The sequence below is a fragment of the Ligilactobacillus acidipiscis genome, assembly GCF_900116935.1.
Lineage (GTDB): Bacteria > Bacillota > Bacilli > Lactobacillales > Lactobacillaceae > Ligilactobacillus > Ligilactobacillus acidipiscis.
The window spans coordinates 2,462,295-2,476,533 of sequence record NZ_LT630287.1 but is presented as its reverse complement, the minus strand read 5'-3'; the positions used below and the strand labels follow the sequence as shown (position 1 = coordinate 2,476,533).

12 protein-coding genes, 2 pseudogenes and 1 riboswitch are annotated in these 14,239 nt (G+C 38.2%); of the genes and pseudogenes, 7 read left to right on the top strand and 7 right to left on the bottom strand.

Features of this window, described 5'->3' with window-relative positions:
* The first annotated feature begins 127 nt into the window (after positions 1 to 127).
* A pseudogene (locus BQ5903_RS12635) lies at positions 128 to 1,029 on the top strand (transposase).
* Positions 1,030 to 1,068: 39 nt separating this feature from the next.
* Here the strand turns inward: BQ5903_RS12635 and BQ5903_RS11480 are convergent.
* Positions 1,069 to 1,782: a GntR family transcriptional regulator gene (locus BQ5903_RS11480; RefSeq protein WP_079579588.1), complete on the bottom strand. Its 714-nt coding sequence runs from the start codon at positions 1,780 to 1,782 to the stop codon at positions 1,069 to 1,071.
* Between the two features lie 156 nt (positions 1,783 to 1,938).
* Here BQ5903_RS11480 and BQ5903_RS11475 point away from each other — a divergent pair, with 156 nt between their 5' ends.
* The 3 genes from BQ5903_RS11475 to BQ5903_RS11465 all read left to right on the top strand — a co-directional run bounded on the left by BQ5903_RS11475 (position 1,939) and on the right by BQ5903_RS11465 (position 4,411).
* Positions 1,939 to 2,259: a PTS sugar transporter subunit IIB gene (locus tag BQ5903_RS11475; RefSeq protein ID WP_010495936.1), complete on the top strand. Its 321-nt coding sequence runs from the start codon at positions 1,939 to 1,941 to the stop codon at positions 2,257 to 2,259.
* A gap of 42 nt (positions 2,260 to 2,301) precedes the next feature.
* A complete protein-coding gene (locus BQ5903_RS11470) occupies positions 2,302 to 2,658 on the top strand; it encodes a PTS lactose/cellobiose transporter subunit IIA (protein ID WP_010495938.1) in 357 nt (118 codons plus the stop codon).
* Positions 2,659 to 2,929: 271 nt separating this feature from the next.
* Entirely contained in the window at positions 2,930 to 4,411 is a 1,482-nt protein-coding gene (locus BQ5903_RS11465; protein ID WP_079579587.1) for a family 1 glycosylhydrolase, read from the top strand.
* 88 nt (positions 4,412 to 4,499) lie between these two features.
* Here BQ5903_RS11465 and BQ5903_RS11460 read toward each other — a convergent pair whose 3' ends face one another.
* Both BQ5903_RS11460 and BQ5903_RS11455 read right to left on the bottom strand, forming a co-directional pair.
* Positions 4,500 to 4,853 carry a CrcB family protein gene (locus BQ5903_RS11460; RefSeq protein WP_079579586.1) on the bottom strand — a complete coding sequence of 118 codons (354 nt, stop codon included), beginning with the start codon at positions 4,851 to 4,853 and terminating at the stop codon, positions 4,500 to 4,502.
* A complete protein-coding gene (locus tag BQ5903_RS11455; protein ID WP_010495944.1) occupies positions 4,850 to 5,236 on the bottom strand; it encodes a fluoride efflux transporter FluC in 387 nt (128 codons plus the stop codon). Before BQ5903_RS11455 ends, BQ5903_RS11460 begins: the two co-directional genes overlap by 4 nt.
* A gap of 58 nt (positions 5,237 to 5,294) precedes the next feature.
* Positions 5,295 to 5,362: riboswitch (Fluoride riboswitch) on the bottom strand.
* Between the two features lie 173 nt (positions 5,363 to 5,535).
* On the opposite strand from BQ5903_RS11455, the gene BQ5903_RS11450 reads away from it, so the two are divergent.
* Positions 5,536 to 6,345, top strand: a complete 810-nt coding sequence (locus tag BQ5903_RS11450) for a Cof-type HAD-IIB family hydrolase (protein WP_079579585.1) — start codon at positions 5,536 to 5,538, stop codon at positions 6,343 to 6,345.
* Positions 6,346 to 6,514: 169 nt separating this feature from the next.
* On the opposite strand, the gene BQ5903_RS11445 is transcribed toward BQ5903_RS11450, so the two are convergent.
* A complete protein-coding gene (locus tag BQ5903_RS11445; RefSeq protein WP_079579584.1) occupies positions 6,515 to 6,949 on the bottom strand; it encodes a MerR family transcriptional regulator in 435 nt (144 codons plus the stop codon).
* Between the two features lie 233 nt (positions 6,950 to 7,182).
* Here BQ5903_RS11445 and BQ5903_RS11440 point away from each other — a divergent pair.
* Together BQ5903_RS11440 and BQ5903_RS11435 are read left to right on the top strand one after the other, a co-directional pair.
* A pseudogene (locus tag BQ5903_RS11440) lies at positions 7,183 to 8,682 on the top strand (MDR family MFS transporter).
* A complete protein-coding gene (locus BQ5903_RS11435; RefSeq protein WP_079579583.1) occupies positions 8,679 to 9,422 on the top strand; it encodes a DUF4811 domain-containing protein in 744 nt (247 codons plus the stop codon). Before BQ5903_RS11440 ends, BQ5903_RS11435 begins: the two are co-directional and overlap by 4 nt.
* An 85-nt stretch (positions 9,423 to 9,507) precedes the next feature.
* Here BQ5903_RS11435 and BQ5903_RS11430 read toward each other — a convergent pair whose 3' ends face one another.
* The 3 genes from BQ5903_RS11430 to BQ5903_RS11420 form a co-directional block, all read right to left on the bottom strand.
* Positions 9,508 to 10,782, bottom strand: coding sequence for a cation:dicarboxylate symporter family transporter (locus BQ5903_RS11430; RefSeq protein ID WP_079579582.1), 1,275 nt, complete (start codon positions 10,780 to 10,782; stop codon positions 9,508 to 9,510).
* A 304-nt stretch (positions 10,783 to 11,086) separates the two neighbouring features.
* Positions 11,087 to 12,397, bottom strand: a complete 1,311-nt coding sequence (locus tag BQ5903_RS11425; RefSeq protein ID WP_079578404.1) for an IS1380 family transposase — start codon at positions 12,395 to 12,397, stop codon at positions 11,087 to 11,089.
* A gap of 544 nt (positions 12,398 to 12,941) precedes the next feature.
* The gene (locus BQ5903_RS11420; protein WP_079579581.1) at positions 12,942 to 13,805 is read right to left on the bottom strand and encodes a DegV family protein; all 864 of its coding nucleotides are present in this window, start codon (positions 13,803 to 13,805) and stop codon (positions 12,942 to 12,944) included.
* Between the last annotated feature and the right edge of the window lie 434 nt (positions 13,806 to 14,239).

Here is a 14,239-nt window from a genome sequence, read left to right as displayed (position 1 = left end):
TCATATTTTTTTCCTCGGTACTGTTTCTTGTTACTGCAATACATTTGACAGCTTTCTTCTTTTTCATCTGTTGGGTGTTGTGCTATTGTTAAGTCGACCAAAACCACAAAGAACAGGAGTGATCCTTATATTGACTTTACATCATGAACGATTTTTATTCAATAAACAAATCAAAATTTCTAATGACGGTGGTGAATTAGCGAACGATGCTAGAACTCTATTACTGGCTGAGTTCCTCCATCAACTCAACTTTGACCAGTTTTTACAGTCTAACATACATTTTAAAGATGATCGCAAGTCTTAGACTTTCTTCGCAAACAATTTATTCAAGTAGCTGCTGTTTCAATTGTTAGTGGGTACCCCCAAGATCAGCCCGCTACTGCTTTTGATACCTTATCGGGCTGCTTATTGAATGCTTAATTACGGCCCGATAATCGTTATACGTCGCAAGGTGTAACTAATTTCTTATTTCGGAGCTTACGGGTCTATGATGAATCTTCTGTGGATATCTTAGTGCAGGAAAATTCTGGTTTCGCAGCTCCGGGGATCTACCATGCCTGTGATAAAAAGCAGGTCAAGTTTGTGATCTGTTTGAAAACAATCCACTAGCTCCAAAGTCGGTTTGAGCGCTTAATCCAAGTGGGCATGTCCGGAACGATTAACGTCCAAAAAGTTGGTCACGTTCTTATCGTGTGCTTATTAGATCGATTCGGCCGGCCGGAAACTTGTTGTCTGACCATGAGTTTATTGTGACTAACTTGGAAGAATTGAGTGGCCCGCAAGTTTTCGCTCTCTACCAACAACGAGGGTCGATGGAAGTCCTGATCAAAGAAGTTAAACACGGCTTTACCATCTAGACTTAAACACGCTCAAGTTGACACTATCCGCTTTAAGTTACTACATCTAACAGCTAAGGTCACACACCATGCACATCAGATCTGGATCCATTTATCCCGGACTAATGTGTTCGAGAAATTATTCTGGCAGACATTGTTTAAGATTCAAGAGCTAAAAATATATCCGCTGTGAACTCACAAATTATAAAGGTACTTCTTAGGAAAGTTGTTCTTAATGAAGGTAATTGCTAATGTGATAATAAAGCGTCAAGTTTTTTTGGAAGTAGTATGTTTTGGAATAGTTGAAAGGACGCTCGTTTTTTAGATAATTGATCTCTTCAATTTTTAAAGTCGCCTCATTTACCGAACGTCCCGATTCAACGGCTTCCTGTTCTGTTAGTTGATGAATTTTAACGTATTCATCGGCGTTGACGATCTCAATATTGTAGTTATCCATGATAAACTTGAAAATCGAAGTTGAACAAATTTTTTTGTTTAAGTACGGGACAACGCTACGTAAATAGTAAGCTTCTTCTAAACTGAGTAGATTGTCTTTAGAACGTCGCAATCGTTTGACGTAATAAACTGGATCATCAACATTACAATGTAAAAACTTAGCGACTTCCCGACCCGCCGGTCTACTTTCAAAAGCCAAGATCTTTGAAGATACAGGTGCTTCATTAGATAAGGCATTCATTCCGACTTTATTTGCTAAATTCATTAAATTATCTTCGGTATGTAAGGGTTCATTAACAAAGTACCCACTTCCCTGGATCCGACTGATCAGACCTTGGTTATATAAAACATCAATGGCATTGCGGACTGTATTACGGCTTACTAAATACATGCCCATTAATTCAGATTCGCTAGGCAATTTTTTTTGGAATGTCTGGTTGGCAATTTTTTGTGCGATATCTTGAGCAATTTCCTTGTATTTTAGACCCATAAACCTGTCCTCCTTAATTCATTTAAAGGTACTTGTAAAATTGATACCAATATGGTATAAATATATTGTAATAGAAAGCGCTTTAATTAGCAAGGGCTAAAAATTGACTACGCTAACAAGGCGAAATAATAAAAAGTAAAGATGGAGGTCTTTATTATGGCAAAAAAGACGATCATGTTATGTTGTGCAGCTGGTATGAGTACTAGCTTGTTGGTGACGAAGATGCAAAAAGCTGCTGAAGCAGAAGGTAAAGATGTTGAAGTATTTGCTGTCCCAGCCGCTGAGGCAGATTCACAATTGGAAAGTAAAGATATCAACTGTGTGTTACTCGGACCTCAGGTTAGATACATGGAAGCAGATTTCCATAAAAAATTGGATGACAAGAAAATCCCTGTTGCAGTGATCGATATGCAAGCATACGGGATGATGCAAGGCGATAAGGTTATCAAACAAGCCTACGATTTGATGGGCGAATAAAAGCACTTGATTTTATAACGTAATGAAAACAGGAGGTTCAAGATGGCCGAAGAAGAAAAACAAACACAATCGTCTGCAGAGGAGCAACAATTACAAACAACGATGGGTTTGATCGTTAATGCAGGAAATGCTAAGTCCTTTGCTGTAGAAGCAATCAAAGCTGCCAAGGAAGCTAATTTCACTGAAGCCCATAATAAATTAGACGAAGCACAAAAAGCACTGGTTGAGGCACATAATACTCAGACGGGAATGTTGACTAAAGAGGCACAAGGTGAACACGCAAAAGTAACATTATTGATGGTTCATTCCCAAGACCATTTAATGACTGCGATCACCTTTGTTGATTTAGCAACAAACTTTGTTGACGTGTATGAACAGCTTGACGAACTAAAAAAATAATAGGGTAAGTTAAAGCCGCTTAAGACATGATTATTATCAGATGTGTATGCTATAGCTTGTTTTTCAGAGATGGAACACATATATCAGATAAGCGGAAGGCCTTGGTTAGAGACCCCGACTAATAACAGCTCTTAGTGCTTCGACGGGGAGTTCTCAGTGTTTGAAATGAAATAAATTATAAAGAAAGGGCAGGAGTAGACAAAGAAATTTGGCGACTCTTGCCCTTTTTTCTTTAAATAGGATCAATTTTAATAATACAAGGAGGATAACTATGGGTTTTAAAAAAGATTTTTTGTGGGGTGGAGCCACGGCCGCTAATCAATATGAGGGCGGCTATGATCAAGATGGGAAAGGACTAAACGCGATAGATGTATTAACTAATGGTGCAGTCGATCGTCCTCGCCTTGTCACTTGGAAAAAAGAAGATGGAACAACTGGAAATTCCCCGTTCGTGTGGGGTGGAGATTTTAATATTCCCGCAGATGCTACACCAGCCATTTTGTCTGATTATCATTATCCTAGCCATCATGGGACAGATTTTTATCATCACTATAAAGAAGATATTGGTCTAATGGCAGAAATGGGCTTTAAAGTATTTCGGTTGTCGATCAGTTGGTCGCGTATTTTCCCAAATGGAGATGAAGAAGAGCCTAATAAAACAGGTTTAAATTTTTACAAGCAGATCTTTGAGGAATGTCATAAGTATCACATTGAACCGATGGTAACTCTGTCGCATTACGATACACCATTAGCGCTCATCAAACGATATGGCGGCTGGTCCGACAGAAAATTAATTAATTTGTTTGAAAAATATGTAGTAACAGTATTTAAGTATTATAAAGGCCAGGTCAAATACTGGACTACCTTCAATGAGATCAATGCAATGACTCTTGCACCGTACATGGGTGGTGGTTTGACTGATCCTACTCCGCAAAATCGAGCTCAAGGAGCACATAATCAATTTGTAGCTAGTTCTTTGGCAGTCAAGGCTGCTCACAGGATCGATCCTGAAATGAAGGTGGGACAAATGCTGGCCTACTCTCCAATTTATCCTTACACTTGTGATCCGGCTGACCAAGTCGAGATAATGAAAGCTCAGCAAGAAACGTTATTTTATTCTGATGTTCAAGTCGGCGGCCGTTATCCAGAATATCGTTTAAAGAAATATGAGCGTGAAGGCATCAAGCTTGATGATCGGCCGCAGGATTATGAATTATTAGCTGAATATCCAGCAGACTTTTTAAGTTTTTCTTGCTATAGTTCCTCTGTCTTAACAACTCATGCTAATGATGACCATGCTGCTGGTAATTTAGGGGTGGCTGGTGTTACTAACCCATATTTGGAAACTAATGCTTGGGGTTGGGCAACTGATCCAGATTGCTTGCGTTTAGCATTGAATATTTTGTGGGACAGATATCATAAACCGCTATGGGTCGTTGAAAATGGACTTGGCTGGGCTGATAAACTCGAAGACGATCATAAAATTCATGATGATTATCGCATCAAATATTTGCGAGCTGCTATTAGCTCAATGTCTGATGCAGTTAAGATAGATGGTGTTGATTTGATGGGCTATACTATGTGGAGTGCTATTGACTTAGTTTCTAACGGAACTGGTGAAATGAAAAAACGTTATGGACTTGTGTATGTTGACTGCAATGATCTTGGTAACGGCACAATGAAACGCTATAAAAAAGATTCGTTTAGCTGGTATCAAAGGGTGATTGTATCTAATGGAGCGGACCTAAAATAGTTTAAACAAAAAAATGAAACGTTAAAGTGAACCCCCATAGTTGGAATTCTTTGTCCAACTATGGGGGTTCACTTCAGACAACACTTTTTTAGTATAAATAGCCCAGTAACAAGCCACCAAATAATGCAATTGGACCACCTAGATATGTGGCTAATGCATAAGGGATAACTTCAAATTGTTTGTTTCTTCTTAGCGTGATCAGTTCAACGTTGAGGGTCGAAAAAGTAGTAAAGCCGCCTAAAAGGCCGATCCCTAATATTGCGTATAAGTATGTAGTAATTTGCAGACCAACTAGTATTCCTAAAAGAAATGCTCCAATTAGATTGATAAGTAAGGTGGCCCAAGGAAAAATTTGCTTAGTGTGTTGTTTGATCATAGTAGTTACTAGAAAGCGGAGACTAGCGCCCAAGCCTGCGCTAAGGCCAATTAGAATTAAGCTCATTCTTGGTGCTCCTTTCTTTTAAACAGGTGGTTAGCTACAGTGAAACCCAGCCATGCTGCCAAGTATCCGCCGAAAATTGAAAAAAGTAAATAAAGGCTGGCCGGCAACAAATTATGAGTGAGTATAGCCTGATCAAAATCGTTACAAAATGAGGAAAAGGTGGTGAATGCGCCAATGAAACCTGTACCTATTCCAGCATTCATCCAACCAGAAAGCAGATTATGTTCGATAACATAGTAGGTCAAAAAAGAGAGTAAAAAACATCCGATAATATTGATCAATAATGTAGTTTGTTTGCCGGGAAACAGTAAAGTCAGACCATAGCGGCTAAGACTGCCAAGAGAGCCAAAGAAAAAAATACTAAGTAGGTCTTTGAATTTCATGTTTTAATATGCCTCCTTGTTTAACAACAAAATAAAAATCCGCACTCCTACGTAAAAAATTCACTTAGACGTCATTACGTGGGAGCACGGATTTTTGGACTGGTGAACGTCATCACCAGAAAACATTTTTTAATAAAGGATAAAAAATATTATAACGAAAGAAAAAAATTTTTTCAATCATAAGTATGATTTGAAAAGGGCGATAGTTAGGCTGCTTATGTGAAAGCAATATAAGTATCATTTTTAATGTGCTTATGTTACTTTAATTGTAAACGCTTGATAATTGTGGAGGAAAAAGAATGTTAAATCAGTGTAAATTAATTGCTGTTGATATGGATGGAACATTTTTGAATGACCAAAAAGACTATGATCGTCAGCATTTTGCTGCTCTATATCGTAAAATGCAGGAAAGAAAAATTCAGTTCGTGGTTGCTAGTGGGAATCAGTATTATCAGCTGTGTACTTTTTTTGCTGATTTTCCCGATATTATTTATATTGCGGATAACGGGGCTTATATTCGTGACCTTGCCACTGTGTATTTTGGCTCTCGTTTTGACCCTAAACAGGCAAAGAAAATTTTGGGTCAACTTAATACCTATCCAGGTCTGTTTGACGAGTTAGTAGTGAGTGGTTTTAAAAGTGCTTATATTCTGGAAGATAGCAGTGAGGAATTTAAGAAAGAGGCACATTTTTATAATAGGAAATTGCAAATTGTGGATTCCTTTGCAGAAATAATAGATGAAAGTACTAAGTACTCATTTAACTATACAACTCAAGATACGATGAGTTTTATGCAAAAGTTGCAAGAACAGTTATGGGGCATGGCGGAGATCACAACCAGCGGTCATGGTAATTTTGATATTATTCAACCCGGAGTGCACAAGGCTAGTGGATTAAGGCATTTGAGCCAAAGATTAGGGATCCCACTGTCTCAAATGTGTGCTTTTGGTGATGGCGGTAATGATTTGGAAATGCTAGAAGCTGTCGGTGACGGTGTAGCGATGGCTAACTGTGCACCTGGAGTCCAAAAAATAGCCCAGCATCAAACCGGAACTAATAACGAACAAGGTGTCTTGCAATATCTGGATAAATTACTGAATAATAATTAATAGGGAATATGTATTGATTTGAACGGCAACTGCTAAAGCAGAGTGGTCGTTCATTTTTTTGACGATTTTACCGTGATCATTGGGTCGAAAAAAAAATTTACCCTGCTGTAAAAGTAATTAGTTAAAAATACACAAGGAAGCTTTTGCTGCCTTGTGCATGTTAGCGTCATTATTTAATAATATAAGTGATTTTTTCAGGGGTCTCAATTCCAAAAATGTGTTTTTCTGGATCCTCGTCAATAGGACCTAGGTCAAAAATTGTTTTATTTCCATGCTTCTCGATGTTATGAATGCTTGAAAATACTAAATGACGTATTGATCGTGCAATGTCTTTGTTTTCTTGTGTTTTTTTCGCCGCGCCGCTTAAAGTGTAGCCATCATCAAGGAAAAACTTGATCATACGAATACTGGCAATTTGATTGTAAGGCAGCTTAATTGCACCATTATCTGCTTTAACAGTTCTTAGATAACCATTTTTGATCCAATAGCGGACTTGAGCATCGGTCACATTACTTGCTCTGGCAGCATCTCTAATGCTGAGCAGTATGTTATCAGATTTGATTATGTCGTGCATCCAATCTGAAAAATCTTGAAGTTTATCCATTAAAACTCTCCTATATGAAGTATTTATTAGCTGCATTAAAACTCTACACTATATTCATACCATAAAAATGTAAACGTATCAACTATTTGATAAACAATGTCAAATAGTTGACAAAAAAAGAAAAATAATTTATATTGGTCATTATCCAATTTAACGGTCAAATATAGATCAGCCTATCTAGGTCTTTGTTTGACTTTATTTGTATGATAAAAATTTGAAAGAAGGAATATCTTTTGTCAAAAACTGCTGATAATAAATTAGGTGGTTTTAACAAAACAATGATGATCATTGTTTTGTTAATTGGTACGTTTTGTACGGTCCTAAATCAGACTTTGCTTTCAACGGCTTTACCAAAGTTGATGTCGACTTTCGACGTTTCAACTGCAACAGTTCAGTGGTTGACCACTGGCTTTTTGATGGTAAATGGGATCATGATCCCTCTTTCTGCCTATTTATCAACGACTGTTAATACAAAATGGCTCTATATTGGAGCTATGACGATTTTCTTAGGTGGGACGATTTTAGCCTATACTGCTCCTACTTTCGGCGTTTTACTGGCTGGACGTTTGGTTCAAGCGCTTGGTGTCGGGATCACTATGCCTTTGTTGCAAACGATCATGTTGTCGATTTTTCCAGCTGAGTCTCGTGGTGCTGCTTTGGGTCTGGTGGGGATCGTTATTGGTGTGGCACCTGCCATTGGTCCTACTTTGTCCGGTTGGATCATTGATAAATATTAGTGGCGTGACCTTTTTTGTATGATCATTCCAATCATGACATTTGTAATTGTCTTAGCGCTTTTCTTTATGAAACCTGTTATTGAAACACATAAGCAAAAAATTGATTGGCTTTCTTTGATATTGTCGACAATTGGTTTTGGCAGCCTATTGTTTGGTTTCTCATCTGCCGGTAATGATGGTTGGACTTCAACGAAAGTCATTGTATCTCTTGTAGTTGGTGCAATTGTAACCACACTATTTGTTTGGCGTCAGTTAATTATCCCCAAGCCGTTTTTGGAATTACGTGTTTTCAAAATTGGTGAATTTACCCTATCAGCTATCTTGTCTTCGATCGTCATGATCGCTATGTTGGGTGTTGAAACAGTTTTGCCATTGTATTTACAGATCGCTCACGGAATGAGCGCCCTGCATTCTGGATTAACATTATTATCTGGTGCGGTCGTTATGGCCCTTATGAGTCCGATAACCGGGAAAACTTTCGATGCTTTGGGTGGGAAACGTTTGGCCACAACTGGTATGGTTTTATTAACTTTAGCAACGCTGCCTTTTATGTGGTTAACACTTGATACTCCAACAATCTACATCGTCTTCTTGTATGCAATTAGAATGTTTGGGATCTCAATGGTTATGATGCCAGTTACTACTTCAGGGATGAATGCTTTACCGGACAGTTTGATTGCTGATGGTACTGCTTCTAATAACACAGTGCGTCAGGTTGCTTCATCAATTGGTTCTGCGATCATGATCACTTTGCTGACTAACGTCACAAACAATGCCGAACCAGCTAAACATCTGCTAAAAGCAGCTCCACTTAGCTACAAGCAACAATATTTGCAGGCTTCCTTAGATGGGTATCATGCAGCGTTTGCCTTTTCATTAGTATTTGCTGTTATTGGTGTTGCCCTGACGTTCTTCTTGAAAGATCATGACCACGAAACGCATACTAAGAATATCAGTTCAGATGATTTTAAAAATAAAGGCGGTGATGCTGCATGATCTTAGCTACTTTAGTAATTGGTGCTGTCGCAGCATTCCTATGCTATGTTTATATTAAACCAGTCGTTTGGAGAACTATTGGGACTTTGCTTTCTGCAGTGCTTTTAGTTGTTTCATTAGTCATGTTGACGGTGAATAGTAGCAGTCATTACGGCATGCATAAAGTGACGACGACAAAGACAACACAGATTCATCCAGCAAGTTCTAAAAATAGCTTAAATATTATGCTTTACAAACCGATCGGTTCGAATGGTAAAGAAACTGTGCAAGTTTATAAAGAAACTTCGGATCAGAAGAAACCGAGCCATACTCAAGCTAATGAGTATACAGTCGCTAATAATCATATCAAACGTACTAATGCTAAGAGTGCGACTTTGCAAGTCAAGGAAACTCGTTGGAAGTTTAAATCTAATGGTTATAAGTTCTGGTTTGGTATTTCTGGAATGCAAAATAAACTTGTTAAACGTTCTAACACCTTTAATTTGCCAAAAGACTGGCTTTATTTGTCCACTACGCAAGTTAAAGCCTTACAAAAGAAAATGTCTGGTATGAAGACTAAGGCAGGACAGGCCAAGGTTAAGGAACAAGCGCAACAGTATGTTTCGCAAAAGATGAAAGCAGCTATTATGAAAGACCCTAGTTTAGCTACAGATAAGGCAAAACAAGCACAATTAGCTAAACAATATGGACAGGAATTCCAGCAACAGATGATCAAAAAGATCGTTGCGGAAGTTAAATAATAGTTCTGTTAAATAATGAAAAATAGTAAAAAAGCACGAAACTTCTTTAATGGGGAGTTTCGTGCTTTTGCGTAAAATAGACTGATTATTTAAACTTTGCAATATATTTTTGTGACTTTTCATCGTCAAACTCATTTTCTGATTTACCGATCACAACGGTCGCTAATGAATTTCCGACCACGTTAACAGCTGTCCGTCCCATATCAATGATGCGGTCGATCCCAGCAATAAAAGTTAAGCCGCTCATCGGAACACCGATCGTGGCGATAGTGGCCAGTAGGACAACAAAGGAGGCACCGGGAACACCGGCCATACCTTTCGATGTCAGCATTAAAACGATTAAAAGGGTCAACTGTTGTCCAAGAGAGAGGTGAATGCCATAAGCTTGAGCAAGAAAGAGGGCGGCCAGAGATTGATAAATGGCCGATCCATCTAGGTTAAAAGTATAACCAGTAGGAATGACGAAAGAAACGATCCCTTGGTTAACGCCGAATTTGTCCATTTTTTCCATCATTTTAGGTAAAACTGCTTCTGAACTAGCAGTTGAAAATGCTAAAATGATCTCATCTTTAATGACGTGCAGCAGATCTGATAGTTTGAATTTAAAGATCTTTGCGACGATCCCCATTACCACTATCACAAAGGCAATCATTGTCAGATACGTAATGGCTACAAAATAACCTAGTGGGAGTAAAGCATTGATCCCCATTTCTGCAAGAGTTACACCGATCAAAGCACAAACACCAATTGGAGCGGTTTTCATGACCCAGTTAGTTACTTTGAACATGACCTGTTGAACTGCCGTCAAGAAATCAACGATGATCTTGCCTCTTTCACCAATCGCAGAAATTCCTAAGCCAAAGAAGACAGAAAAGAAAATTACGGGCATCATATTTCCTTCTGATAGTGATTTAAAAATGTTAGTGGGAATGATCCCCAACAAAGTAGCCCAGATCCCTGTATTATGTTTAGCTGATTTAGCAGTTGCCATGTATTGGCTGATATCGGAACCATGGAGCGAATGAATGTTGATCATTGTTCCTGGGTGAAGCACATTAGCGACGATCATGCCAAGAATGATCGCGATCGTACTCAATATTTCAAAGTAAATCAAGGTTTTTAGACCGACTCTTCCGAGTTCTTTAATGTCACCCATATTGGCGATCCCTACAGTTAAACATGAAACTACTATCGGCAAAACGATCATTTGAATCAGGTTAATAAACATTGTCCCGATATTTTGCATAGCAGTGATTGCTGCTTGATTTTTGTAGAAGACTATCCCAAGTATTACACCTAAGATCAAACCAATCAGAATTTGCCATCCTAAAGATAGTTTAAAAAATTTATAATGTTTCAATTATGCTCCCTCTCTCTAATAATAAGCTGATGCCAGGCATATACAGAGCTAAAAAGTTTTGGATAAATCAATTTTTAAAATGTAATATGCGAGCACCATTTAATGACCAGTGTCTTTCAAATCTTTACTTTTTAATCAACTCTTTTTAGCCTGAATTATTCATACTTTTCGTTGCAGTTAAAACTTTGTGCAAAGTTACTTTAGTGTGTAAAAAAAGCAGCTTTTTGTTAGTTTTGTTGTCGGACTGTTTAAAAAAGGACAGACTTCACCCTTTCCCTAAGAAAAACATTTTTTTTTTGTGAGTTCACAGCGGATATATTTTTAGATTTTGAATCTTGAACAGTGTCTGCCAAAATAATTTATCGAACACATTGGTCTGAGATAAATGGACCCAGACTTGACGCGCATGGTGCGTGACCTTAGCTGCCACATGGAGTAATTTAAAACGGATCGTCCCGACCTGAGCGTGTTTAAGCTTTGTTGGTAAAACTAAGTTCTTCATGGCTTGCAGTATATTATAAGCGACCCCAGCTACCAGCATCCGGAACTCATTGGCCTCAAAACTAGAACTGTCCGTTTTATCAAAGTGAAAGCCACGTTTAACTTCTTTGATCAAGTCTTCCATGGAACCGCGTTGGTGATAGAGGGCAAAGACTTGTGGACCGCTTAATTCTTCCAAGTTGGTCACGATAAACTCATGGTCAAACAGAAAGTTGCCCGCCGGCCGCGTTGATTTAATAATCACACGATAAGGTCGTGACCAACTTTGAGGACAATAGTCTCGCAGGACATGCCATTGGACTTCAGCTTCGGTGAAGTCCTGGTCACCCACTTGGATCAGGTGCTCAGCCCGACTTTGGAGCTGGTAGTTCGCTTTTAAACGAATCACGAACTTAGCCTGCTTTTTATCACACGCATGGTAGATCCCTGGAGCTGCGAAACCAGAATCTCCTCGCACTAAGACATCCAGGGAAGATCCGTCATAGGCCCGTAAGCTCCGTAATAAAAATTTAGTCGCACCTTGGGAAGTATAGCGATTGCCGGGGCGTAATTGAGCATTCAACAAGCAGCCCGATAAAGCATCAAAGGCTAGTAAAGGATGATAACCGTTGGTCTGGTAGTGACCGTTATAAGCACTCTTTTCTTGGTCACCAAACGTATCGGCATGTGTCGAATCTAGATCAAGGATCAGCTGATGTTGATTTAGCTGCCCAAGAACAAAGTGAGCTACCGAGCCGAGCAATGATTTGACTGAAAAGAGCCCAGACGCTGAAATGTGATTGATAAAGCGTGAAAGTGTCGGCTGGGAAGCGACCGCTTGAGACAAGACCAGCTTAAAATCAACGGCGTGTGACAAGGTATTAGCCGACTGATCTTGGCAGTATCCTGCCAGCAATTGCAACAGCAACTGCTTAAATAAATTGTTCAAGGGAAAGGTACAATATTTACGGTCATCTTTAAAATGCAAGTTATCTTCTAAGAGCTGGTCAAAGTGAATTTGGTGCAGAAATTCAGCAATTAATAAAGTTCCGGCATCGTTCGCTAACTCACCACCGTCATTAGAAATGTTGATCTGGTCATTGAATAAAAGTTTTTCATGATGTAAAGTTGACATAAGGAGCACTCCTGTTCTTTGTGGTTTTCAACGACTTAACAATAGCACAGGATGTGCTCTTTTTGTACACCCAACAGGTGAAAAACGAAAAAGATGCGAACTAGCATGACAACAACAAAAAGTAGTCCTTAAGGGAAAAGTATGAATAATTCAGGTTTAGTTAAAGTAAGTGTGATACCTTAATTTTTTAAGCAAATAAAAATTATTTAACCATAAGATATATTCTACATCAAATACACGAACATTTTAAAGAAAAAAACAATAAAAAACAGAAAATCGGTTAAAATATATTGGAAATATCGTTGAATGTTATTCTATAGCAGTTATCAACCGACTATAAGTGGATTTTTAATAGGAGGAGAGCCTGTTAACCAAATCCAGGAGATGTAAGTTGACCAATTACGATTTTAAGTGAAAAAATGTGTATTTAACTTCAGAAATTCTGATAGAAAAGATTTGCAAAAAAACAGGGTGCAGAGAAATTTTTAATTAATTCCTACATCCTATTGTTATTAATAAAAATATTATCCCAGTTCTTTTATTATCATTTTTCAGTTTCTATGACTGGTTTTTCAGTCAAAGTTATCAACCCAATAGCTTTTAAACCAGTGTGAGTCATGATAATAGGACTAGTCAATTCTTGGATAAAATCTGCGGTCGGATTATCATGAAGAAAAATATCTTTAATTTTCTCCATGATGGAATTATCGGCTGCGACGTGGGGAAGTGCTAATGCCTGGAGTTTCTTATCTTTCAATTGTTCTTTTAATTTTTGACAATATTTAAACCAGCTTTTAGTATTGCGCCCCTTAGAAACGACATCTAATGATTTGTCTTTTAGTTCCGCCACTACTTTAATATTAACTAGCTTAGTTACTGCTCCCATCATTTTGCTGACACGTCCGCCAGCAACCAGGCAGTCAAGATTATCGATCAGAACATGAACTGTTGTCCGCTTATAAATTTCTGCGCAATGTAATTTAATATACTCAATGGTTTTTCCCAAAGCAGCATCTTCAGCCGCTGCAAGTACTTGGAATGCTTCGCCACGGTCAGTTGACTTGCTATTAATGACAGTCACTTCAGTTTTAGTCATATCTGCAGCTTGTTGAGCAGCAGATACTGTTCCACTTAAAACATCTGATAGTAGGATAGCTACAACTTGGCTGCCATCTTTGCCAAGTTCATTGAATGCTTCTACAAAGCGTCCCAAAGACGGCTGGCTTGTTTTGGGGATACTTCCGACCCTTAACATTTCGATGAGTTCGTCTCGGCTGATGTTTTTGCCATCAATATAATTTTTACCATTCACTTCTACAGAAAGAGGGACGATCGTAATTGAATATTGTTCTATTTCTTTAGGCGTTAGAAGGACTGAAGAGTCCGTTAAAACTTTGATTTTTTTCATTTAAAGAGCTCCTATGGACTTTATTAGTGTCATAATACCATAATTCGTTGTACCTTGAGGTAGAAATTTTCTTAGACTGAGGCTGTATTACTTGGTAAGTAGTGAAAAAATTTATGAGGTGGTATTTGAGGAGCAAGTTTAAAATGATTATTTTCAAAAATATGTAGTAAGTTATATTGATGAGCTGAGAATATGAACGATCGTTTTTAAAGCGGTTAGAGTTGCAATTAAAATCGTTAATAAATTGATTGAAAAAAGAATTGAGTAAGAAAATCGTTAGCGTGATCACTATTTATAATATGCGGGTTTTTAAAATCTTTAATGGCCTATTTATACGAGTTTAAGGGTAGAACTGTAACACAAAAAGAGATGACCGATACCCTTGTGTTAAATCACCAGACGATTCATAGTATTGTATGACGGCTGGGAAATAA